The following is a 23230-nucleotide window of genomic DNA, read 5'->3' as shown; positions in this document are numbered from 1 at the left end:
GAATTACGGATCAAGTCTTAGTCCGGCAGGAACTCCTCCAGCGCGTCGAAATTCTCGACGCATTTGCCCGCTCCCAGGGCCACACAGTCCAGCGGGTCGTCCGCCACGAACACCGGGATGCCTACCCCGGCCGAGATCCGCAGATCCATCCCCGGCAGCAGCGCCCCGCCGCCTGTGAGCACGATTCCGTGCTCCATCACATCGTCGGCAAGTTCGGGCGGGCACTCCTCCAGCGTCGACTTCACCGCCGTGACGACGGCTTCCGCCGCGTCGTCGAGCGCCGCCCGCACTTCGGTCGCGGTCAGCTCGACGGTGTGCGGCAGCCCGCCGTGGATCTCCTCCCGCCCGCCCACGGCGAACGTGCGGTTCTCCAGTTCCGGGTCCTCCGGCACCGGCCACGCCGAACCGATCGCCAGCTTCACGGCCTCGGCCGTCCGCTCGCCGATCAGCAGCCCGTGCTCCTTGCGCACCTGGTCCGCTATCGCCGCGTCCAGGCGGTCGCCGCCCACCCGCAGCGACCACGCCGCGACGATCCCGCCCAGCGAGATCACGGCGACCTCGGTGGTGCCGCCACCGATGTCGACCACCATCGAGCCGTGCGCCTTCGACACCGGCAGCCCGGCGCCCATCGCCGCTGCCATCGGCTCATCGATGAGATGCACCGTGCGGGCACCCACGCGTTCGGCCGCCTGGACGATCGCTCGCTGCTCCACCGGAGTGATACCGCTCGGGACGCACAGGACCATGCGGGGGCGCGGTTTGCGGCCGGGCACGGCCTTGCGCACGAAGTGCCGGATCATTTCCTCGGCGGCCGCGTAGTCGCTGATCACACCGCCCTTGAGCGGGCGGATCGCCGTGATCGACCCCGGCGTCCGGCCGATGGTGTTCCTGGCCTCGGTGCCGACCGCGAGGGCGGTGCCGGACCTGGCCTGCACTGCCACCACGGACGGCTCATTGAGGACGATGCCTTTGCCCCGGGCGTAGACGATCGTGTTCGCCGTACCCAGGTCTATGCCGATGTCCTTGGCCGTGTCACCCATCTGGAGAATCCTCCGATCGTGGTTTCCCAGGCTGGCACGACATCGCCGGATCCGCCGCCGCAGAGCGGTCGAAAGGCGGTCGAAAGGCGGTCGAAAGGCGGTCGAAGGGCAGGTGAGGGGCAGGTGTAGTGCGGCACGGAGGTCCTGGCGGGGCGCTGTCAGTGGTGCTCCGTAGACTGGTCCCGTGAGCCAGCTCCCCCCGCACGATGACAGCGAAACCCCCGACGGCCCCGACGCCTTCGAAGAGATCGTCCAGGCCGAGACCGGCCGGGACCCCGACCTGGCGGTGATCGAGGCAGGCAGCCGTACGCTGCGCACCCAAGGCGCGCCGCAGCAGGGCGACGGCGTCGCCGGCCGCCCGCAGGACCCGGAGGTGGACAAGGCGCTGCGCGCGGTCGAGCAGGAGCTCCTGGGCCGCTGGCCGGAGACCAAGCTGGACCCGTCGCTGGTCCGGATGGAGGCCCTGATGGACGTCCTGGGCGAGCCCCAGCGGGCGTACCCCTCGGTCCACATCACCGGCACCAACGGCAAGACCAGCACAGCCCGCATGATCGAGGCCCTGTTCGGCGCCTTCGAGCTGCGTACCGGGCGGTACACCAGCCCGCACGTGCAGTCGATCACCGAGCGCATCAGTCTCGACGGCGCCCCGATCGACCCCGAGCGCTTCATCGAGACGTACAAGGACATCCAGCCGTACGTCGAGATGACCGACGGCATGCAGGAGCACCGCCTGTCGTTCTTCGAGACGCTGACGGGCATGGCGTACGCCGCCTTCGCCGACGCACCCGTCGATGTGGCGGTCGTCGAGGTCGGCATGGGCGGCAGCTGGGACGCGACGAATGTGATCGACGCGTCCGTCGCCGTCGTCACGCCCATCGACCTGGACCACACGGACCGGCTCGGCGCCACGCCCGGCGAGATCGCCGTCGAAAAGGCCGGGATCATCAAGCAGGGCGCCACGGTCATCCTGGCGCAGCAGCCGGTCGACGCGGCCCAGGTCATGCTGAAGAAGGCCGTCGAGGTCGACGCCACGGTCGCCCGCGAGGGCATGGAGTTCGGCGTCGTCTCCCGCGAGATCGCGGTCGGCGGCCAGCTGATCACGCTGCGCGGACTCGGCGGCGAGTACGAAGAGATCTTCCTGCCGCTGCACGGCGCGCACCAGGCGCACAACGCTGCGGTGGCCCTGGCGGCCGTCGAGGCGTTCTTCGGCATCGGCGCGGAGCACACGCGCACGCTCGACAACGAAACGGTCCGCAAGGCCTTCGCCTCGGTCACGTCTCCCGGCCGCCTGGAGGTCGTACGCCGCAGCCCGACCGTCGTCCTGGACGCGGCGCACAACCCGGCGGGCGCGCGCGCGGCGGCGGAGGGCGTCACCGAGGCGTTCAGCTTCAGCCGCCTGATCGGGGTCGTCGGCACGAGCGGCGACAAGGATGTGCGGGGCGTCCTCGAAGCCTTCGAGCCGATCTTCGCCGAGGTCGTCGTCACCCGTAACTCCACGTCCCGCGCGATGGACGTCGACGAGCTGGCCGCGATCGCCGTCGAGGTCTTCGGCGACGACCGGGTCCAGGTCGAGCCGCGCCTGGACGACGCGCTGGAGGCGGCCATCACCCTGGCGGAGCAAGAGGGCGAGTTCGCGGGCGGCGGCGTCCTGGTGACCGGTTCCGTGATCACGGTCGGCGAGGCCCGGCTGCTCCTGGGGAGGGGCTGATACCTGTGCGTATGCTCTGCGCGTCCACTCTGATCAGTGAGTTCTTCGTGGTGGCCTTCGCCGGCCTGGTCGCGATGAAGTCCGACGACCTGTCGATGACCGCGGTCTGGACGGTATGCGGCATCGCGATGCTGCTGTCCGTGCTGCTCTGCGGGATGCTCGGCCGACCGGGCGGGGTGCAGCTCGGCTGGGCACTCCAGATCGGGCTGATCGCCAGCGGTTTCGTGGTCCCGACGATGTTCTTCCTCGGCGTGGTCTTCGCGGGCCTGTGGTGGGCTTCGATCCACTACGGCCGCAAGATCGACGAAGCGAAGGCGCGGTGGGCGGCGCAGGCGGAGGCGCAGGCGCAGGCGCAGTAGCTCGGCTGGTCAGTGCCGGGTGCCGCCCCTGCGGCGTGTCCTTGTAGCCTCAGGGCATTGCATCCGCTATGCCCGCAAGGAGCCGTACATGACTCAGCGCACTCTCGTCCTTCTCAAGCCGGACGCGGTCCGACGTGGGCTGATCGGCGAGGTCGTCGGCCGCATCGAGCGCAAGGCCGGCTGGAAGATCACCGCGCTGGAGATGCGCAGCCTCGACCACGAGACGCTGGAGCAGCACTACGGCGAGCACAAGGGCCGCCCCTTCTACGAGCCGCTGGTCGAGTTCATGTCCTCCGGTCCCGTCGTCGCTCTGGTCGTCGAGGGCGAGCGCGTCATCGAGGGTGTACGCCAATTGGCGGGTCCGACTGACCCGATCGCGGCAGCTCCCGGCTCCATCCGTGGAGATTTCGGAAGCGTCGTCCGGGAGAACCTCATCCACGCCTCGGACTCCGAGGAGTCCGCAGAGCGGGAACTGAAGCTTTTCTTCCCCGGCATTTCCTGACATAACGTCAGCCGAACAGAGGCCATGGCCTGGGGCGACCGAAGTAATTCGGCCGCCCCCCGGCATATGCGGGAAGATGCGGGGAACGCATCCCTCCGACACGACGTCACCATTACTGGGACGGGCACGTGTTCCACTCACAATGGCGAAGGACCCTCGCACTGCCCATCCGTGCGGGCAGCACTACGATGAAACCCTCCACGCCCGCACCACCCACTTCGCCGTCCTGAAAGCCAACCGCTCCACTTGGGAAGGCCCGACGCATCCTCATGGGGAACAAGGGGAACTCAATGTCGTTCATCGGCCGTGACATGGCTGTCGACCTCGGGACCGCCAACACGCTGGTGTACGTCAGGGGTAAAGGGATCGTGCTCAACGAGCCCTCCGTCGTCGCCATCAACACGAACACCGGCGGGATCCTCGCCGTTGGTTCCGAGGCCAAGAAGATGATCGGCCGGACGCCGGGCAACATCGTTGCCGTCCGGCCGCTGAAGGACGGCGTCATCGCCGACTTCGAGATCACGGAGCGGATGCTCCGCTACTTCATCCTGAAGATCCACAAGCGCCGCTACCTGGCCCGCCCCCGGGTCGTCGTCTGCGTGCCCTCCGGCATCACCGGAGTCGAGCGCCGCGCCGTCATCGAGGCATCCACCCAGGCCGGCGCCCGCCAGGTGCACATCATCGAAGAGCCCATGGCCGCCGCCATCGGCTCCGGCCTGCCCGTCCACGAGGCCACCGGCAACATGGTCGTGGACATCGGTGGTGGCACCACCGAGGTCGCCGTCATCTCGCTCGGAGGAATCGTCACAGCACAGTCGATCCGGGTGGCCGGCGACGAGCTGGACAGCTCGATCATCCAGCACATCAAGAAGGAGTACTCCCTCCTGCTCGGCGAGCGCACCGCCGAACAGATCAAGATCACGATCGGCTCGGCGTTCGACCTGGAGAAGGACGAGCACACCGAGATCCGCGGCCGCGACCTCGTCTCCGGTCTGCCCAAGACCGTCGTCATCTCCGCCGCCGAGGTCCGCAAGGCCATCGAAGAGCCGGTCAACGCCATCGTCGACGCGGTGAAGACCACGCTCGACAAGTGCCCGCCCGAGCTCTCCGGCGACGTCATGGACCGCGGCATCGTCCTCACCGGCGGCGGCGCCCTGCTGCGCGGCCTCGACGAGCGCCTGCGCCGTGAGACCGGCATGCCGATCCACATCGCGGAGGACCCGCTCGACTCCGTCGCACTCGGAGCGGGCAAGTGCGTCGAGGAGTTCGAGGCGCTTCAGCAGGTACTGGACGCCCAGCCCCGACGATGAGCCGTTCCGACGAATCCGCCGTACGAGGCCTTCCCTCTCGTGCGGCGGATCGTTGATATACAGACATAAGAATTCCGACAGGAAGGCACGGCCGCCGCACGTGAGGGACACACGAGAGAGCCGGCTGCTCCTGGTGCTGCTGATCGCCATCGCATTCGCGTTGATCACGGTGGATATCCGTGGCGGCGAGGAGTCGCCGGTCGACGGTGCCAGGCAGGCCGCCGCCACCGTCTTCGGGCCGGTGGAGAACGCGGTCGCCACAGCTGTCGACCCGATCGGCAACGCCGTCGGTGCCGTTCGGGACTCCGGTGAGCGGCACGACCGCCTCGCCGTCCTTGAGCGCGAGAACGCCGCGCTCAAGCAGAAGCTCGGCAGCGACGACCGCAACCGCAGCGGCGTACGACAGCTCGACAAGATGCTCAAGAGAGCCGGCGCCGGCCAGTACGGCATCAAGGGCGCCGAAGTCATCGCGATAGGAGCGGCCCAGGGACTCTCCTGGACGGTCACCATCGACTCCGGCAGCAACGACGGCATCAAGCGCGACATGACCGTACTCAACGGCGACGGACTCGTCGGCCGTGTCACCACCGTCGGCCCCGACACCGCGACCGTACTGCTCGCCAACGACCCGGACTTCACCGTCGGCACCCGCCTGGAGAAGACCGACGAACTCGGCTTCGCCACCGGCCAGGGCGACCGCCCGCTGCGCGTGCAGATGCTCAACGGCAAGGCCAAGATCAAGGCGGGCGACCGGCTCGTCACCTTCGGCTCGCAGGCCGCCAAGCCGTTCGTGCCGGGCGTCCCGGTCGGGCAGGTCGTACGCGTCGACCCCTCCGGCGGCGACCTCACCCGCACCGTCTACGTCCGCCCGTACGCCGGCTTCACCAAGCTCGACATCGTCGGCGTCGTCGTCCAGGCCCCCCGCGACGACCCGCGCGACATGGTCCTGCCGCCCAAGCCGGCCCGACCGAAGCCCACGCCCACGGTCACCGTCACGGTCACCCCCTCGGCGCCCCTCGCCGACGGCATCGATCCCGCCGACGGCACCGAGTAGGAGCTGAACCCCATGCGCTTCAACCGGATGCTGCTCTCCACCACCCTGGTGATCGTCGCCCTGGTCGTCCAGGTCACCGTCCTCGCCAGGCTCCAACTCCCCGGTGCCGTACCGGACCTGATGCTCCTTACCGTCCTCGGTCTCGCCTTCGTGTACGGCAACACCAGCGGCGCCCTCATCGGTTTCGGCGCGGGCCTGCTCGCCGACCTCGCCCCGCCCGCCGACCACGCGGCGGGCCGCTACGCGCTCGTCCTGTGCGTCATCGGCTACCTCGCCGGACTCGCGAAGCCGGAGAACGGCCAGCTCAGGTCCGCGACCGCCCCGATGGTCGCGGTCGTAGCCGCCGCCATCGGATCCACCCTCCTTTACGCCGGAGTGGGCGCCCTGGTCGGTGACACCGCCGCCCGCCATGTGGGCATCGGGAACCTGCTGTTCACGTCCGCGCTGTACGACCTGCTGCTCGCCCCGTTCGTCGTCCCGGCCATCATGTGGCTGGCGAGACGCGCCGAGAACGATCCGCTCGCCGACAGCCAGAGCGGCAACAACGGCGCCGACGTGGCCAGCGGCTGGCTCGCCTCCGGCACCGGCCTGCGCATCGGCAGCCAGCGCGGGGGACTGAGGGTCAAGGCCGCACGCTCGCGGGCGGCGCGGGCCGGACGTATCAAGGGGGTCAAGCGACTGTGACCACCGCTCGCATCAGGGAATTCAGGGACTCCAGGAACTCCAGGGACTTCGCGGAGGGGACGGCTTGAGCAACATTCCCGAGACCGGGCGGACCCCCAGGGTCCAGATCCGGCTCATCATCATCCAAGTACTCGTCTTCTCTCTCCTGCTCACCCTCGGCGGCCGCCTCTGGTACCTCCAGATCCGCAACGGCGACGAGTACACCGCCGAGGCCGCCGGCAACGGTGTCCAGCAGGTCGTCCAGCCCGCCGTGCGCGGCTCGATCCTCGACGCGCGCGGCGTGCCGCTCGCCGACAACGAGACCCGCCTCGTCGTCTCCGCCAGCCGCACTGAGCTGATGAAGATGAAGGACGACGGCAAGGGCGTACTGGCCCGCCTCGCCGGCGTACTCGGCATGAAGCCCAAGGAAGTCGCCGACAAGGTCAGGCTGTGCGACAACGAGACGCCGCAGCCCTGCTGGAACGGCTCGCCGTATCAGCCGATCCCCGTCACCGACGAGGCCACCACCAAGCAGGCCCTCCAGATCCGCGAGCGCGCCGAAGACTTCCCCGGCATCACCGCCGAGCCGACGGCCGTACGCCGCTACACCGCCCCGGCCAAGGCCAGGACCGCCCAGGTCCTCGGCTACCTCTCGCCCGTCACCGACGAGGAGATCGAGAAGGCCAAGGACGGCCCGTCGCCGTACCTGCGCTCCGACATGGTCGGCCGCTCCGGACTTGAGCGTACGTACGACAAGGAGCTGCGCGGCAAGGCAGGCGTCACCCGCTACGAGGTCGACAACCTCGGCCGCGTCATGGGCGAGGCGGAGAACGACCCGACGGTGCCCGGCGCCAACGTCGTCACCTCCATCGACGCCCGGGTCCAGGCCGTCGCCGAGTACGAGCTCCACCAGGCGATGAAAACCGTCCGGAAAGAGACCGACAAGATCACCGGCCGCACGTACGAGGCCGACGCGGGCGCTGTCGTCGTCATGGAGTCCAAGACCGGCCGCGTCGTCTCGATGGCCTCCCAGCCCGACTACGACCCCAACGCCTGGATCGGCGGCATCTCCGGCAAGGAGTACGCCCGGCTCACCGACAAGAACTCCAACTACCCGCTGCTCAACCGGGCCATCCAGGGCCAGGCGCCCGCCGGCTCGGTCTTCAAGGTGGTGTCGGCGAGCGCGGCCGTGCGGGGTGGCCACCCCTTCGACGGCCGCTACAACTGCAGCAGCTCCTACAGCATGGGCGGCCGGAGCTTCGCGAACTTCGAGTCCAAGGGGCACGGCCCCATCTCCCTCGGCGACGCCCTCAAGTTCTCCTGCAACACCGTCTTCTACCGTCTCGGCCACGAGGAGTGGCAGCGTGACGGCGGAATAAAGCCGAAGAAGAACGCCCACGACTGGTTCTACCGGACCGCCCATGACTACGGATTCGGTGGCGAGACCGGCATCGACCTGCCGAACGAGGTCAAGGGCCGCATCCCCGACCGCCAGTGGAAAAAGGACTTCTGGGCAGCCAACAAGGACGCCTGGTGCAAGCAGGGCAAGAAGGGCGGCACCTACGTCGAGCAGATCGCCTACGAGAGCTGCCTCGAAGGCAAGCAGCTGAAGGCCTTCGACAGCATCAACTTCGCCATCGGCCAGGGTGACGTGCTCATCACCCCCATTCAGCTCGCCACCGCCTACGCCGCCATCAGCAACGGCGGCACCCTCTACAACCCCACCATCGGCAAGGCCGTGATCAGCCCCGACGGCAAGCGGATCGAGGAGATCAAGCCCAGGCCCCACAGCAAGCTGCCGGTCGACGCCGAAACTGTCCGAGACCTCGACAAGGGCCTGCGCTCCGTCGTCGAGCCCGGCGGCACCGCCGCCTGGCGGTTCGGCGGCTGGCCCCAGGACAAGATCCCGATGCGGGCCAAGACCGGCACCGCCCAGGTCTACGGCAAGCAGACCACCTCGTGGTTCGCGACCTACACCGACGACTACACGATCGTCATGACGATCTCCCAGGGTGGTACGGGCTCCGGCGCCTCCGGCCCCGCCGTACGCAACATCTACGACGCCCTCTACGGCGTCAGCGACGACGGCGACATCAACCCGAAGAAGGCCCTGTTGCCCAAGCCGCAGAAGGACCTCCCGAAGATCGGTACGGACGGCTCCATCGACGCCCCCGAGATCCGGCCGTACGTACCCGAGAAGCCCAAGGACCCGGCTGCCGACAAGCAGATCGCGATCGGCAGGAGTGGCGACTGATGTCCGGCCCGCACGGTTTCTCCGTCCAGCGGTACGCCCCCGAGCGCGGCACCCTCGCCAAGCTCACCGCACGCGACTCCATGGTGCGCCGGCTCGACTGGCCGCTGCTCTGGGCGTCGCTCGCGCTGTCCGTCATCGGTGCGCTGCTCGTCTGGTCCGCGACCCGTACGCGCGACCAGCTCAACCAGGGCGACCCCGAGTACTTCCTCTGGCGCCACGTCCTCAACACCGGCATCGGCCTCGTGCTGATGATCGGCACGATCTGGCTGGGACACCGCACCCTGCGCGGCGCGGTCCCCGTCCTCTACGGGCTGTCCGTCGTGCTCGTCCTGGCGGTACTCACCCCGCTGGGCGCGACCGTCAACGGCGCACACGCCTGGATCGTGCTCGGCGGCGGATTCTCCCTCCAGCCGTCCGAGTTCACCAAGATCACGATCATCCTGATCATGGCTATGCTGCTCGCCGCCCGCGTCGACGCGGGCGACCAGGAGCATCCCGATCACCGCACCGTGGTCAAGGCGCTGTGCCTCGCCGTCGTACCGATCATCGTGATCATGCTGATGCCCGACCTCGGCTCCGTCATGGTCATAGCGGTGATCATCCTCGGGGTGTTGCTCACCTCGGGGGCCTCCAACCGCTGGGTCCTGGGCATCATCGGCACCGGCACCATCGGCGCCCTCGTCGTCTGGCAGCTCGGTCTCCTCGACGAGTACCAGATCAACCGCTTCGCCGCGTTCGCCAACCCCGAACTCGACCCGGCGGGCGTCGGCTACAACACCAACCAGGCGCGCATCGCGATCGGCTCCGGCGGCCTCACCGGCACCGGCCTCTTCAAGGGCAGCCAGACCACCGGGCAGTTCGTACCCGAGCAGCAGACCGACTTCGTCTTCACCGTCGCGGGTGAGGAGCTCGGCTTCCTGGGCGCCGGCCTGATCCTGCTGCTGCTCGGCGTGGTGCTGTGGCGCGCCTGCCGCATCGCCCGCGAGACGACCGAGCTGTACGGCACGATCGTCGCCGGCGGCATCATCGCCTGGTTCGCCTTCCAGTCGTTCGAGAACATCGGGATGACGCTCGGCATCATGCCGGTGGCGGGACTGCCGCTGCCGTTCGTGTCGTACGGCGGGTCGTCGATGTTCGCGGTCTGGGTCGCGATCGGACTGCTCCAGTCGATCCGGGTGCAGCGGCCCATAACGGCATAGCCTCTGCCCATGACTGGGATTCGCGTCTAGATTCGATTCATGGCGGACACGAAGCGTGAGATCGAGCGGAAGTACGAGGCCGCAGTGGATGCCAGTGGCGAGACCCGGCTGCCCGACCTGACCAAGGTGGCCGGCGTCTCCTCCGTACTGGACAAAGGCGTCGCGGAGCTCGACGCCGTCTACTACGACACGGACGATCTGCGGCTCGCCGCCGACTCCATCACCCTGCGCCGCCGCACCGGCGGCGACGACGCCGGCTGGCACCTCAAACTGCCGGTCTCCCCGGACGTACGCGACGAGATCCGCGCCCCGCTGGCCGGCGCCGTGCCGGACTCACTCGCCGGGCTGGTCCGCTCCCGCACGCGCGGCGACCTGCTCACGCCCGTCGTACGGCTCCTCTCCTCGCGCGACGTCCGCCACCTCCTCGACGCGCAGGGCCGGCTCCTGGCCGAGGTCAGCACCGACTCGGTAACCGCCGAGCGGATCGGCGCGCACGGCGGCACGGCGCGCTGGACGGAGATCGAGGTCGAACTCGCCGACGGGGGCGACCCGGCCTTCCTCGATGCCGTCGAGAAGCGACTGCGCAAGGCCGGCCTGCGCCCCGCCACGTCGGCGTCCAAGCTGGCGAGGGCGCTGGCGGAGACGGAGCCGCGTCGGACCTGGGAGAAGCCACCCGCTGCCCCCCGGACCGCCGGCGACCACGTCCTGGCGTACCTCCAGCATCAGTACGACGCGCTCGTCTCGTACGACCCGGCTGTGCGGCGGGACCTGCCCGACTCCGTGCACCAGATGCGCGTCGCCACCCGCCGCATGCGCAGCGCCTTCCGCACGTACCGCAGGGTCCTGGACCGTACGGTCACCGACCCGATCGCCGAAGAGCTCAAGTGGCTGGCGGGGGAGCTGGGCGTGGACCGCGACCAGGAGGTCCTGGGCGCCCGCCTCCAGGCCCGCATCGCCGCACTGCCCCGGACGCTCGTGCTCGGCCCGGTCCGCAGCCGACTGCGCATCTGGTCGGTGGCCCGCCGCCACGGCTCCCGCCGCAAGATCATCGCCGTACTCGAAAGCAAACGTCACCTGGAGCTCCTCACGGCACTGGAAGCCCTGCTGGCCGACCCACCCCTGCTGCCCGCCGCGTCGAAGCCCGCGACGAAGGTCCTCCCGAAGGCGATCCGCAAGGACTACGCCCGCCTCGCCACCCGCATGGAGCGCGCCCTCACCCTCCCGCCCGGCGACGACCGCGACCTCGCCATGCACAACGCCCGCAAGGCCGCCAAACGCGCCCGCTACGCCGCCGAAGCCGCCAGGCCCGCCCTCGGCAAGCCCGCCAAGCGCTTCGGGAAACGGGTCAAGGCGGTCCAGTCGCTCCTGGGCGACCACCAGGACAGCGTCATGGCCCGCGAGGCCCTTCGCGACCTGGCGGTCCAGGCCCACGCGGCGGGTGAGACGGCGTTCACCTGGGGCCTGCTGTACGGGCAGGAGGAGGCGGCGGCACAGGCCCGGGAGCGGGAGTTGCCGACGGCGTGGAAGCGGGCGTCGAAGGCGAAATCGCGGGCGGATCTGGGCGGCTGAGGGCCGGGGTACGCTTGATGGTCACCCCTGCCAGCTCATGAGAGACACACGATGCCTGTCGAGTCGGTCTTCCCACGCCTGGAAGCGCTTCTCCCGCATGTCCAGAAGCCGATCCAGTACGTCGGCGGCGAACTCAACTCCACCGTCAAGGACTGGGACGCCACGGACGTGCGGTGGGCGCTCATGTACCCCGACGCGTACGAGGTCGGGCTGCCCAACCAGGGCGTCATGATTCTTTACGAGGTACTGAACGAGCGCGAGGGGGTCCTGGCCGAGCGCACCTACAGCGTGTGGCCCGACCTCGAAGCGCTCATGCGCGAGCACAAGGTCCCGCAGTTCACGGTGGACGCTCACCGGCCCGTCAAGGCCTTCGACGTCTTCGGGCTCAGCTTCTCCACCGAGCTCGGCTACACCAACATGCTCACCGCCCTGGACCTCGCGGGCATTCCGCTGGAGTCCAAGGACCGCACGCTCGACGACCCGATCGTCCTCGCGGGCGGGCACGCCGCCTTCAACCCCGAGCCGATCGCGGACTTCATCGACTGCGCGGTGATCGGCGACGGTGAGCAGGCCGTCCTGGAGATCACCGAGATTGTCCGCGCCTGGAAGGCCGAGGGCCGTCCCGGCGGGCGCGACGAGGTGCTGTTCCGGCTGAGCAAGACCGGTGGCGTGTACGTTCCGCGCTTCTACGACGTCGAGTACTTGCCCGACGGCCGTATCGGACGCGTCGTACCGAACCGCTCCGGCGTGCCGTGGCGCGTGTCCAAGCACACCGTCATGGACCTCGACGAGTGGCCCTACCCGAAGCAGCCCCTCGTTCCCCTCGCGGAGACCGTCCACGAGCGGATGTCCGTCGAGATCTTCCGCGGCTGCACCCGCGGCTGCCGCTTCTGCCAGGCCGGCATGATCACGCGCCCCGTGCGGGAGCGAAGCATCACCGGCATCGGCGACATGGTGGAAAAGGGCCTCAAGGCGACCGGTTTCGAAGAGGTCGGCCTGCTCTCCCTCTCCTCGGCCGACCACACCGAGATCGCGGAGGTCGCCAAGGGCCTCGCCGACCGGTACGAGGAAGACAAGATCGGCCTTTCGCTGCCGTCGACCCGCGTGGACGCGTTCAACATTGACCTCGCGAACGAGCTGACCAGGAACGGGCGCCGGTCCGGCCTGACCTTCGCTCCCGAGGGCGGTTCGGAGCGTATCCGCAAGGTCATCAACAAGATGGTCTCGGAAGAGGACCTCATCCGGACGGTCTCGACGGCGTACGGCAACGGCTGGCGCCAGGTGAAGCTGTACTTCATGTGCGGCCTGCCCACCGAGACCGACGAGGACGTCCTCCAGATCGGCGACATGGCCGTCAAGGTCATCGCCGAGGGCCGCAAGGTGTCCGGCCAGAACGACATCCGCTGCACGGTGTCGATCGGCGGGTTCGTGCCCAAGCCGCACACCCCGTTCCAGTGGGCCCCGCAGCTCTCCGCCGAGGAGACGGACGCCCGCCTGGAGAAGCTGCGCGACAAGATCCGCGGCGACAAGAAGTACGGCCGCTCGATCGGCTTCCGCTACCACGACGGCAAGCCCGGCATCGTCGAGGGCCTGCTCTCGCGCGGCGACCGGCGCATCGGCTCCGTCATCCGCGCGGTCTACGAGGGCGGCGGCCGCTTCGACGGCTGGCGCGAGTACTTCAGTTACGACCGCTGGATGGACGCCGCCGCGAAGACCCTGCCGGACTTCGGCGTGGACGTCGACTGGTACACGACGCGTGAGCGTACGTACGAGGAGGTCCTGCCCTGGGACCACCTCGACTCCGGTCTCGACAAGGACTGGCTCTGGGAGGACTGGCAGGACTCGCTCGACGAGACCGAGGTCGAGGACTGCCGCTGGACCCCGTGCTTCGACTGCGGCGTCTGCCCGCAGATGGACACGCAGATCCAGATCGGCCCCACGGGCAAGAAGCTGCTGCCGCTGACGGTCGTCAAGTAACAGCTGTTCTGTCGTCAAGGCCCGGCCGGGGGAAGGCCCTTGCGTTCTAGTAGTCGTCGCAACACCCCAGCTCAGGGGATGCGATGGACTTCGAGAAGCGGCCGCAGCCGCAGCCGCCCGCGCCACGGCGCGAAACACCGCAGGCGGAGGGCTGTCTGACTGCCGTCATCAGGATCCCGGTGCGCATCGTCGTGCTGGTTCTGGTCGTCCCGGTGCGGATGGTGTGGGACCTGCTCACCGTCTGCGGGAAGGCGGTCGGCCGCGCGCTCGCCGCGGTGTTCCAAGTGCTGGTCGTGACACCGGTGGTGTGGCTGTACGGGAACGTCCTCGTTCCGGTAGCCAAGGCGTTGGGGTACGTCGCGCATGCTGTGCTCGTCATGCCGTGGGTCCTGCTGTGGAAGTACGTCGTGGTGCCGGTCGTCCGGTACGGGCTCGTCGTGCCGGCGGTGTGGCTGTACCGCCAGGTGCTGACCCCGCTCGGGCACGGACTGGCCTGGCTCGGGCGCACGGTCGGGCAAGGGATCACGGCCGCCGCGCGTGCGGTGGGTGTGGCAGTGGCCTGGGTGGTCCGGACGCTCGTTGTGGTGCCGCTGGTGTGGCTGTACGCGTACGTCCTCACGCCGGTCGGGCTGGGCGAGGGCTCGGCCGGCTGGGCAAGGCGGTGTTCGTGTGGCCGTGGGTGGCGTTGTGGGAGTTCGTGCTTGCTCCGGTCGGGCGAGGTATCGCCTGGCTGGCCGCCGTCGTCGGGCGCGGGCTCGCCTGGGTGGGGAAGGCGGTGTTCGTGTGGCCGTGGGTGGCGCTGTGGGGGTACGTTCTCGCCCCGCTGGGGCGGGGTGTCGCTTGGGTGGCCGCCGGGCTGTGGCGCGGGGTGGTCTGGTGCGTCATGACGGTGCTGGTGACGCCCGTCGCGTGGTTGTGGCGCGTGGTGCTGGTGCCGGTGGGGCGCGAGACCGCCGCCGCGTTCGGGCACGCCTGGCGCATCGCCGGGTACATCTCCCGGGCCGTCGGGCGCGCGCTGAAGTGGCTCGGGTGGAATCTGATCGGGCGGCCGGTGCGCTGGGTGTGGCTCTGCGTGTGTACGCCGGTGGGGCACAGGGTGCGTGACAGCGTCTGGGCGCCGGTGAAGCGTGCGGGCCTCGAAGCGGGCCGGGCGGCGCGCGGGGCGCTGCGGAGCGCCCGGGAAACGGTGCGCCAGGCGCGGCGCGACGCGTGGCGCGCGCTGGTCGGGGGGCCTGCGGACACGTGGCCGTCGGAGCGCGAGGCGCTGCGGCCCGGGGCCGTGGAGCGGGGCGAGGGCCCGGGCGCGGCCCCCGGGAAGCCGGGCCTCGGCCGGTGCCTGGGCCCGGTGGAGCCGCGGCCCCTGTCCGGTGCGGGCGCAGGCGCGGCTCAGGCGGTGTCCGGCCGTGCCCCTGTCGTGGACCACCCGCTCCCTGCCTACGGGCTGCGGCCGGGCCCGGCCGCCGAGGCCGTGGAACCGGTGCGGGCTCCTGCGCGTACTCTGGGTAGTAAGACGACTGCCCCCAGCGCGGCACCCGCATCGTCCGAGATCTCCTTGCCCGGCGGAAACACAGCCAGGCAGGGGTGAGCCGGCCGCCGGGACGACGCGAGGGGACGCCCCCACGCCGGAGGGTGACGCGCGGACAGCGCGTCGCCCCGCACGAGGAGAAGAACCACTGGGCAAGCGACAGCCCGAAGGCCCGCCGCCCGCACCGGCGGTGCAGCGCATCCGACTGCGCTACACCAAGCGCGGCCGCCTCCGGTTCACCAGCCACCGCGACTTCCAGCGCGCCTTCGAGCGGGCGCTGCGACGCGCCGACGTACCCATGGCGTACTCGGCGGGTTTCACCCCGCACCCGAAGGTCTCGTACGCCAATGCCGCACCCACCGGCACGGGCAGCGAGGCCGAGTACCTGGAGATCGCACTGACCGCCACGCGCGACGCCGGTGAGCTGCGCGAGCTGCTCAACGAGTCGCTCCCGGACGGGCTCGACATCACGGACGCGGTCGAGGCGCGTACGTCGGGTCTCGCCGACCGGCTGCAGGCCTCCGTATGGGAGATGCGGCTCGACGGCGTTACTCCCGAGGACGCGGAGAAGGCCGTCGGGGCCTTCCTCGCCGCCGAGAGCGTCGAGGTCCAGCGCCGGACCAAGAACGGCATGCGGTCCTTCGACGCACGCAGCGCCGTCGCTGATCTGCAGGCCCTCCGTCCATCGTCCGATAGGCCGGAGGACAAGCCCTGTGCGATACTGCGGCTGGTTGTTCGGCATTTGACACCCGCCGTACGACCCGACGACGTCCTGTCCGGTCTCCGAGCTGTGGCCGACCTGGCGCCGCCGGTCCCCGCAGCGGTGACCAGGCTGGCGCAGGGGCTCTTCGACGAGGAGTCCGGCACGGTGACCGACCCGCTCGCGCCCGACCGCGAGGCAGTCACGGCCGCCACACCCACGGCCGCCGGACTGACCGCCGCGAAGGCGCCGGAAGGTGCAGGTTCCGCGTAGGGCGGTCGTTGTAGCGCAGCCCTGGTACTCGGGAGCCACCTGGGTCGGGCCGCGCACTGACCACGAAGACTTTCGCCAGGCCGTACGCATACCGCGTACGGAACCGGCGAGCTAGACAACAGCTCCCGTGCGGCGCCCGCGCCCCGGACGGCGGTACCGCGCTCATCGCGCGGACCGGACCGGACCGGAATCAGGTGTGGCGCCCGGGAGCGTGACGGGAGAACCGCCCGCATGCTTGAGCCGATCGATTCCACCGAGCCCTCGGAAGGAACCGCGCGTAACGCGCGTACCGCCGGGGAGACCGACAACAACCATTCGCCCAGCGACACGCTGCCGCCGCGCCGTCGGCGCCGCGCGGCTTCGCGTCCCGCCGGACCTCCGTCCGGTGACGCGAAGGCCGTAGTGACCGCCGAGACTGTAGAGGCCGCGGCTCCGGCCATACCGGCCGGAGAGGGTGCCGCCATGAGCGAGCCCGCAGAGAACACACCCCCCGCCGAGAGCGCGGAGAGCGCTGAGGGCGCTGAGGGCGCTCCGCCGGCCCGTACGCGCCGCCGTGCCACCCGTAAGGCGACCGCGCCCGCCGGTGCGCCGAAGCCCGCCGAGGTGGAGGAAGCCCCCGCAGCGCCGGCGGCCGCCGCCGAGGAGCCCGCCGCGGACGAGGCCGCTCCGCCGGTTCGTACGCGCCGTCGTGCGACGCGTAAGGCAACGGCTCCGGCCGGTGCGCCGAAGAGCGAGAAGAGCGAAGAGACGGCCCCCGAGCCCGAGGCCGAGCCCGCCGCTGCGGCCGAGGTCGTGGAGGAGGCCGCTGCGCCTGCCCGTACGCGCCGCCGTGCCACCCGTAAGGCGACCGCGCCCGCCGGGGCGCCGAAGCCCGCCGAAGCCGAGCCCGAGGCCGAGGTCGTGCCCGCGGCCGAGGTGACCGAGACTCCCGCCGCTGTGGAGGCCCCCGCGGCCCCCGTCGCCGCCGAGGCCGACGAGGCTGCCGAAGAGGCGCCGCGTGGGCGTGGCCGACGTCGCGCGACCCGTAAGGCGACCGCAAGCGCCGGGGCGCCGAAGCCCGCCGAGGCCGAGGCCGTAGAGGCGCCTGCCGCTGCCGAGCCCGCCGCCCCGGCGGAGCCCGTGGCCGCGCAGGCCGAAGAGGCCCCCCGTGGCCGTACGCCGCGTCGTCGCGGCGGTCGCAAGGCCGCCGACGAGGCCGCTGCCGCCGAGTCGGCCGCGCCGAAGCCCGCCGCCGAGGAGCCGGCGCGCTCCCGCCGCCGTGCCGCGCGCCCCGCCGTGGCCGTGTTCCAGGCCCCGGTCTTCACCGAGCCGATGTTCCAGACCCCCGAGACGGCCGCGGCTGCCGCTGCTGCCCGGGTGTCGGAGCCGGACTACATCGAGGACGTGGAAGAGGACGAGGAGGCGGAGGAGACCGTCACCATCGAGGCCCCTCCCGCGCCGCAGGTACGGGAGCGCAGCCGCCGTCGCCGTCGCCGCGGCGAGCCCGCCGAGGAGGAGCGTGCCGAGCGGCCCGCTCGTGCGGAGCGTGCCGAGCGCCCCGAGCGCGTCGTCGAGGCCGCCCCGGAGCCGGAGGAGCCCGCAGAGGCCCTTGAGGAAGAGCGCGAGGAAGAGGCGCGCGACGAGTCGGAGGAGGCCGAGGACCGCAGGGCGCGCCGCCGTCGCCGCGGTGGCCGTCGCCGCCGTCGTGGCGAGCTCGCCGACGCGGAGGAGGCCGAGGAGGAGCCGTACACCTCCGAGGAGGCTGCCGCCGCCGAGCGCGCCGAGGAAGAGGAAGAGCGCGCCGAGGAGGAGGAAGACGAGTCGGCCGCGGGTTCCGCGTCCAGCCGTCGCCGCCGTCGCCGTCGCCGTCGTAGCGGTGACACGGGCACGGAGGCGGCCGAGAACGGCGTCGACGACCCGGAGCGTACGGTCGTCAAGGTCCGTGAGCCGCGCAAGAAGGAAGCGGAGCGCGAGCCGGGCACCGGCTTCGACGAGGTCCAGTCCATCAAGGGCTCGACCCGCATGGAGGCGAAGAAGCAGCGCCGCCGCGAAGGCCGTGAGCAGGGCCGCCGTCGCGTCCCGATCATCACCGAGGCCGAGTTCCTGGCGCGCCGCGAGGCCGTCGAGCGCGTGATGGTCGTGCGCCAGAACGGCGACCGCACCCAGATCGGCGTGCTCGAGGACAACATCCTCGTCGAGCACTACGTCAACAAGGAGCAGGCGACCTCGTACGTCGGCAACGTCTACCTGGGCAAGGTCCAGAACGTACTGCCGTCGATGGAGGCAGCCTTCGTCGACATCGGCAAGGGCCGCAACGCCGTCCTGTACGCCGGTGAGGTGAACTTCGACGCGCTGGGCATGGGCCACGGCCCCCGCCGCATCGAGTCCGCCCTCAAGTCCGGCCAGTCGGTCCTCGTGCAGGTCACGAAGGACCCGATCGGCCACAAGGGCGCCCGCCTGACCAGCCAGGTCTCGCTGCCCGGCCGCTACCTGGTGTACGTGCCCGAGGGCTCGATGACCGGGATCAGCCGCAAGCTGCCCGACACCGAGCGCGCGCGTCTGAAGACCATCCTCAAGAAGATCGTTCCCGAGGACGCGGGCGTCATCGTGCGCACCGCCGCCGAGGGCGCGAGCGAGGACGAGCTGCGCCGCGACGTCGAGCGTCTGCAGCAGCAGTGGGAAGACATCCAGAAGAAGTCGAAGAGCACCGGCGCGACCAGCGGTCCGACGCTCCTCTACGGCGAGCCGGACATGACCGTCCGCGTCGTGCGCGACATCTTCAACGAGGACTTCTCGAAGGTCATCGTCAGCGGTGACCAGGCGTGGGAGACCATCCACGGTTACGTCGACCACGTCGCCCCGGACCTGACGGACCGGCTGTCGCGCTGGACGTCGGAGGTCGACGTCTTCGCGACGTACCGGATCGACGAGCAGCTGATGAAGGCGCTGGACCGCAAGGTCTACCTGCCGAGCGGGGGTTCGCTGGTCATCGACAAGACCGAGGCGATGATCGTCGTCGACGTCAACACCGGCAAGTTCACCGGTCAGGGCGGCAACCTCGAAGAGACCGTCACCAGGAACAACCTGGAGGCGGCCGAGGAGATCGTGCGCCAGCTGCGGCTGCGCGACCTGGGCGGCATCGTCGTCATCGACTTCATCGACATGGTCCTGGAGTCGAACCGCGATCTGGTGCTGAGGCGTCTGCTGGAGTGCCTGGGACGCGACCGTACGAAGCACCAGGTCGCCGAGGTCACCTCGCTGGGCCTGGTCCAGATGACGCGCAAGCGGGTGGGCCAGGGTCTGCTGGAGTCCTTCTCCGAGACCTGCGTCCACTGCAACGGGCGTGGCGTGATCGTGCACATGGAGCAGCCGACGGTTGTCGGTGGCGGTGGCAAGCGTGCCAAGAAGCGCGGCCGTGGTGCGGAGGCCGAGCACGAGCACGTGGAGCTGATCGAGGCCGAGGAGATCGAGGCCGAGACCGAGACCGAGGCTGAGCTCGCCGCCGAGGTGGCCGCGCCGGTGGCGCTGCCCGAGCCCGAGTTCGTGCCGGACGAGGAGCTCTACAGCAGCCGGGCGGAGGCCGAGGCGGCTGCGGGGGGCCGTGGCCGTTCGCGCCGTCGTGCGTCGCGCAAGGCGACGGCTCCGGCCGGTGCGCCGAAGGCGGCCGCCGAGCCGGTGTACGCCGAGGAGCCTGCTCCGGAGCCCGCGGTCGTGGCCGAGCCCGAGCCCGAGCCTGTGGTCGAGCCGGCGCCCGAGCCCGCGGTGCAGGAGGCCGCTCCGGCCCGTACGCGCCGTCGTGCGACGCGTAAGGCGACGGCTCCGGCCGGTGCGCCGAAGGCCGCTGACGTCGCGGCCGACGAGGCGGTCCAGGTCGTCGCTCCGGCCCCGGTGGCCGAGGAGCCCGAGGCAGCCGCCGAGCCGGTGACGGAGGCCCCGGTCCAGGAGCCGGCGGTGGAGGAGCCCGCAGCGGCGGCTCCGCCGCGTGCGCGCCGTCGTGCGACCCGCAAGGCGTCCGCTCCCGCGGGCTCGCCCAAGGGTGCGGAAGAGGCGGCCGTGCTGGTCGTCGAGGCGCCGGTGACGGACAAGGGCGCCGGTGCCGAAACCGGTGCCGAAACCGGTGCCGAAGCCGAAGCCGAAGCCGAAGCCGAGGTCGCGGCTCCGGCCAAGAAGGCGGCTCGTAAGACCGCCGCGAAGAAGGCCCCCGCGAAGAAGGCGGCGCCCGCCAAGAAGGCGGCCGCGAAGAAGACGACCGCCAAGAAGACGACGGCCAAGAAGGCGTCGGCTTCGAAGAAGACCTCGGCTGCGGAGCAGCAGCCGCAGTCGGCGGTCTCGGCCCCCACCGAGGACTGACCTCAGGGTCGTACCTCGCGCAGTACAGCTCTGTGGGCTGTCCCGGAAGGATCTTCCGGGGCAGCCCACACTGCTGTCCCCCCATGCAACCTTTTGGCGGCCTGAGAGGTCTTGTCGGCGAATTCTTTCCTGGGGTTTACCTCCAGTTTTCCTTGAAAGGTCCGTCACCCATGGCGTCCAGCCCCGCAGGCACCGGCATCGTCCCCGAGCCGTTGAGCCGGAGCATGAAGTACTTTCCGGAGGCCTCGGAGGAAGACCGCGCCGGCTTCCTCGCGGCGGCGAAGGAGTTCATGGCGGGGGCGGACCCCAAGAAGGTGGCGAAGTTCCCGCCGATCAGCCGCGTCCAGTGGTACCTGGCCGCCCAGGGACGTGCGGACGAGCTGGTCGAGACGCTGCGGTACGAGCGGCGCAATCCGGGGGTCTACCAGGTCAAGGGGCTCCGGCAGGCCCGCATCGAGCTGCCGGGTGTGGACCTGGGTGCGCTGCCGTCCCGGGCGAGGAAGCTGAACCGGCGTGAGCTGCCGGTGCGCAGCATGCTGACCGACATGCGGTGGCAGGACGGCCTGCTGGTGCTGCGCGGTTACGCGTACGTGCCGGGCGCCCCGGCGGCGACGGGGAAGCGGTCCGTGCGTATCGCCGGACTCCGCAAGGAGGGTGGCGGCGGCAGCGTGCCGCTCAAGCAGAAAACGGTCCTGGAGCCGCGCGCGACCACGTCGGCGAAGAGCGGTCTGCACTCCTACGACTGGTCGGGCTTCGAGATCACGATCGACCCCCGGCGGCTGCGCTCCCGCGGCCGCTGGCAGCCGGGCACCTGGGCACTCGGCATCGGCATACCGAGGGCCGGCGGCCTGTCCGTCGGGCGGGTGCGCAAGAGCGACGCGGGCCGCGCCGGGCACAGCCAGGTCCAGGTCTTCGACGACGGCGTACGGGTGGTGGCCGGCTTCAGCGAGGACCGCCTCCAGCTGAGCGTGGATGTGGTGCCGGCCGAGGTCGAGGCGCACGAGGCCGCACGGGACGGCGTGGAGCTGACGGTGCGCTACCGCCCGAAGACCACGGCCGGGCGCAAGCCCGTCGCGCTGCGGGTCACTCACGCGGGCTCCGAGAAGCCCGCCGAGTACCTGTACCCGCTGGAGAGCCGGGAGGGCAGTTACGGCGACGGCTGGGCCAGGAGCGCTGCGTACGTCCCCTTCGCGGATCTTCCCGTCGACGGGGTGCGGCCCAAGAAGGTGCACAACGCCCGCGTCAGCATCGTGTTCGCGGACGGCACCAGCCGCCGGGCCACGATCGCCCAGGGCATGCGCACCGGTACGTACCAGCTGCCCTGCGGCCGGGAGGTGGCCGCGCACACGGACGGAGCGGGCACCTTCTTCCTCCAGGCCAGGGTCGTCCAGCCGGTAGTCGACCGGATGCGCTGGACGGCGCGCGGTGAACTCTCCCTCCAGGGCACCTACTTGGGCCCCGAGGAGCCGATGCGGCTCGTCATCAGACACAGCACCCGGCACGAGGAGAGGGTGCTGCCCGTCGAGGTCGCCGACGGCCGGTTCTCCGCGCTCGTCACGCCGGAAACGATGCCGACGTACGAAGGAACGCTCCCGCTGCGCAGCGGGCGCTGGTACTTCACCTTCCGCGCCGCGACCGAGTGGGACCACGCCAACGACATCCCGGTGACGATCCGCCCCGACCTCGTCGGCAAGCTGCCGATGGCCCACAAGGGGCGGGACCGCAAGTACACCGTCGACCGCCGCTTCTTCGACCGGTTCTTCCTGCGCTCGGGGTCGGCGCTGAGCCCGCAGGTGCGCGGCGGCTACCGGCAGCGGCAGCTCAGGGAGACCTTCTACCCGCAGCAGCAGCGGCTTCCGCTGCGGGAGGCGGTCCTCTACAACAGCTTCGGCGGCAAGCAGTTCTCGGACTCGCCCCGGGCCGTGTACCAGGAGCTCGTACGCCGCGGGACGGACGTCGAGCACATCGCCGTCGTCGCCGACGCGCAGGCGGTCCTGCCGGCCGGGGTCCGAGGAGTCGCCTGGGGCAGTGAGGAGTGGTACGAGGCGCTGGCCCGCTGCCGGTACGTCGTGACCAATGTCGGCATCAACGACTGGTTCACGCGGCGCGAGGGCCAGGTCGTCGTGCAGACGTGGCACGGTACGCCGCTCAAGCGGATCGGCGCGGACCTGCTGGGGACCCCCAAGGCGAACCTCGCGTACATAGCGAGCCTGCCGCAGCGCTCGCGGCAGTTCAGCCTCTTCGTGTCGCCGAACGCCTTCACGACGCCGATCATGACGCACGCGTTCCAGCTCAAGTGCGAGGTGCTGGAGGCCGGTTACCCGTGTAACGACGTCTTCCACGCGGAGGACCGGGAGAAGACGGCGGCGCGCGTGCGCGAGCAGCTGGGCATCCCGGAGGGGAAGAAGGTCGTGCTGTACGCGCCGACGTGGCGTGACGACCAGCGGTACGAGGGCAAGCGGTTCAAACTCGACCAGCAGGTCGATCTGACGGCCGCCGAGAAGGCGCTCGGTCACGACCACGTCTTCCTCTACCGCAAGCACAACAAGGTCCTGGACAGCATTCCGGGCGCCGGGCAGGGCTTCGTCTACGACGTGGCGGCGTACCCGGACATCGCGGATCTGTATCTGATCGCCGATGTGCTGATCACGGACTACTCCTCGGTGCTGTTCGACTTCGCGCACTCGGGTCGCCCGATGCTCTTCTTCACCTACGACCTGGAGCACTACCGGGACACGCTGCGCGGCTTCTACCTCTGATCTTGGCCA

General features: G+C 70.4%; 16 protein-coding genes. 15 read left to right on the top strand and 1 reads right to left on the bottom strand.

All coding sequences use genetic code 11. The features are described 5' to 3' along the window. Positions 1-17: 17 nt before the first annotated feature. Positions 18-1040, bottom strand: coding sequence for a rod shape-determining protein (locus J7E89_RS38210; RefSeq protein ID WP_214980811.1), 1023 nt, complete (start codon positions 1038-1040; stop codon positions 18-20). Positions 1041-1224: 184 nt separating this feature from the next. Between J7E89_RS38210 and J7E89_RS38205 the strand changes: the two genes are divergently transcribed. The 15 genes from J7E89_RS38205 to J7E89_RS38135 all read left to right on the top strand — a co-directional run bounded on the left by J7E89_RS38205 (position 1225) and on the right by J7E89_RS38135 (position 23221). Beyond that, complete coding sequence (locus J7E89_RS38205; RefSeq protein WP_214980809.1) at positions 1225-2748, top strand: folylpolyglutamate synthase/dihydrofolate synthase family protein; 1524 nt, start codon at positions 1225-1227, stop codon at positions 2746-2748. Positions 2749-2753: 5 nt separating this feature from the next. Continuing rightward, a complete protein-coding gene (locus J7E89_RS38200) occupies positions 2754-3107 on the top strand; it encodes a DUF4233 domain-containing protein (RefSeq protein WP_214980807.1) in 354 nt (117 codons plus the stop codon). 88 nt (positions 3108-3195) lie between these two features. Beyond that, positions 3196-3609, top strand: coding sequence for a nucleoside-diphosphate kinase (gene ndk, locus J7E89_RS38195; RefSeq protein WP_214980805.1), 414 nt, complete (start codon positions 3196-3198; stop codon positions 3607-3609). Between the two features lie 290 nt (positions 3610-3899). Further along, complete coding sequence (locus J7E89_RS38190; protein WP_093800865.1) at positions 3900-4919, top strand: rod shape-determining protein; 1020 nt, start codon at positions 3900-3902, stop codon at positions 4917-4919. Between the two features lie 100 nt (positions 4920-5019). Next, positions 5020-5973, top strand: coding sequence for a rod shape-determining protein MreC (gene mreC, locus J7E89_RS38185; protein WP_214980803.1), 954 nt, complete (start codon positions 5020-5022; stop codon positions 5971-5973). 12 nt (positions 5974-5985) lie between these two features. Continuing rightward, on the top strand, positions 5986-6657 hold the full coding sequence (gene mreD, locus J7E89_RS38180) for a rod shape-determining protein MreD (RefSeq protein WP_214980801.1): 672 nt from the start codon (positions 5986-5988) through the stop codon (positions 6655-6657). Positions 6658-6721: 64 nt separating this feature from the next. Further along, positions 6722-8890 carry a penicillin-binding protein 2 gene (mrdA, locus tag J7E89_RS38175; protein ID WP_214980799.1) on the top strand — a complete coding sequence of 723 codons (2169 nt, stop codon included), beginning with the start codon at positions 6722-6724 and terminating at the stop codon, positions 8888-8890. Continuing rightward, a complete protein-coding gene (gene rodA, locus J7E89_RS38170; protein ID WP_214980797.1) occupies positions 8890-10089 on the top strand; it encodes a rod shape-determining protein RodA in 1200 nt (399 codons plus the stop codon). Before mrdA ends, rodA begins: the two co-directional genes overlap by 1 nt. 39 nt (positions 10090-10128) lie before the next feature. Beyond that, a complete protein-coding gene (locus J7E89_RS38165) occupies positions 10129-11658 on the top strand; it encodes a CYTH and CHAD domain-containing protein (RefSeq protein ID WP_214980795.1) in 1530 nt (509 codons plus the stop codon). A gap of 51 nt (positions 11659-11709) precedes the next feature. After that, positions 11710-13635, top strand: a complete 1926-nt coding sequence (locus J7E89_RS38160) for a TIGR03960 family B12-binding radical SAM protein (RefSeq protein ID WP_214980793.1) — start codon at positions 11710-11712, stop codon at positions 13633-13635. An 83-nt stretch (positions 13636-13718) separates the two neighbouring features. Then, a complete protein-coding gene (locus J7E89_RS42205; RefSeq protein WP_214980792.1) occupies positions 13719-14522 on the top strand; it encodes a hypothetical protein in 804 nt (267 codons plus the stop codon). Beyond that, positions 14480-15220 carry a hypothetical protein gene (locus J7E89_RS38150; protein ID WP_214980791.1) on the top strand — a complete coding sequence of 247 codons (741 nt, stop codon included), beginning with the start codon at positions 14480-14482 and terminating at the stop codon, positions 15218-15220. Before J7E89_RS42205 ends, J7E89_RS38150 begins: the two co-directional genes overlap by 43 nt. 130 nt (positions 15221-15350) lie before the next feature. Beyond that, a complete protein-coding gene (locus J7E89_RS38145; RefSeq protein WP_214980790.1) occupies positions 15351-16133 on the top strand; it encodes a TIGR03936 family radical SAM-associated protein in 783 nt (260 codons plus the stop codon). 231 nt (positions 16134-16364) lie between these two features. Then, entirely contained in the window at positions 16365-20462 is a 4098-nt protein-coding gene (locus J7E89_RS38140; protein WP_214980789.1) for an Rne/Rng family ribonuclease, read from the top strand. A gap of 170 nt (positions 20463-20632) precedes the next feature. Then, positions 20633-23221, top strand: coding sequence for a CDP-glycerol glycerophosphotransferase family protein (locus J7E89_RS38135; protein WP_214980788.1), 2589 nt, complete (start codon positions 20633-20635; stop codon positions 23219-23221). Positions 23222-23230: the final 9 nt, after the last annotated feature.

This window comes from Streptomyces sp. ISL-100, from assembly GCF_018614615.1.
Classification (GTDB): Bacteria; Actinomycetota; Actinomycetes; order Streptomycetales; family Streptomycetaceae; genus Streptomyces.
Note: the sequence above shows the minus strand (reverse complement) of the source record. Positions and strands in the feature narration are given on the sequence as shown.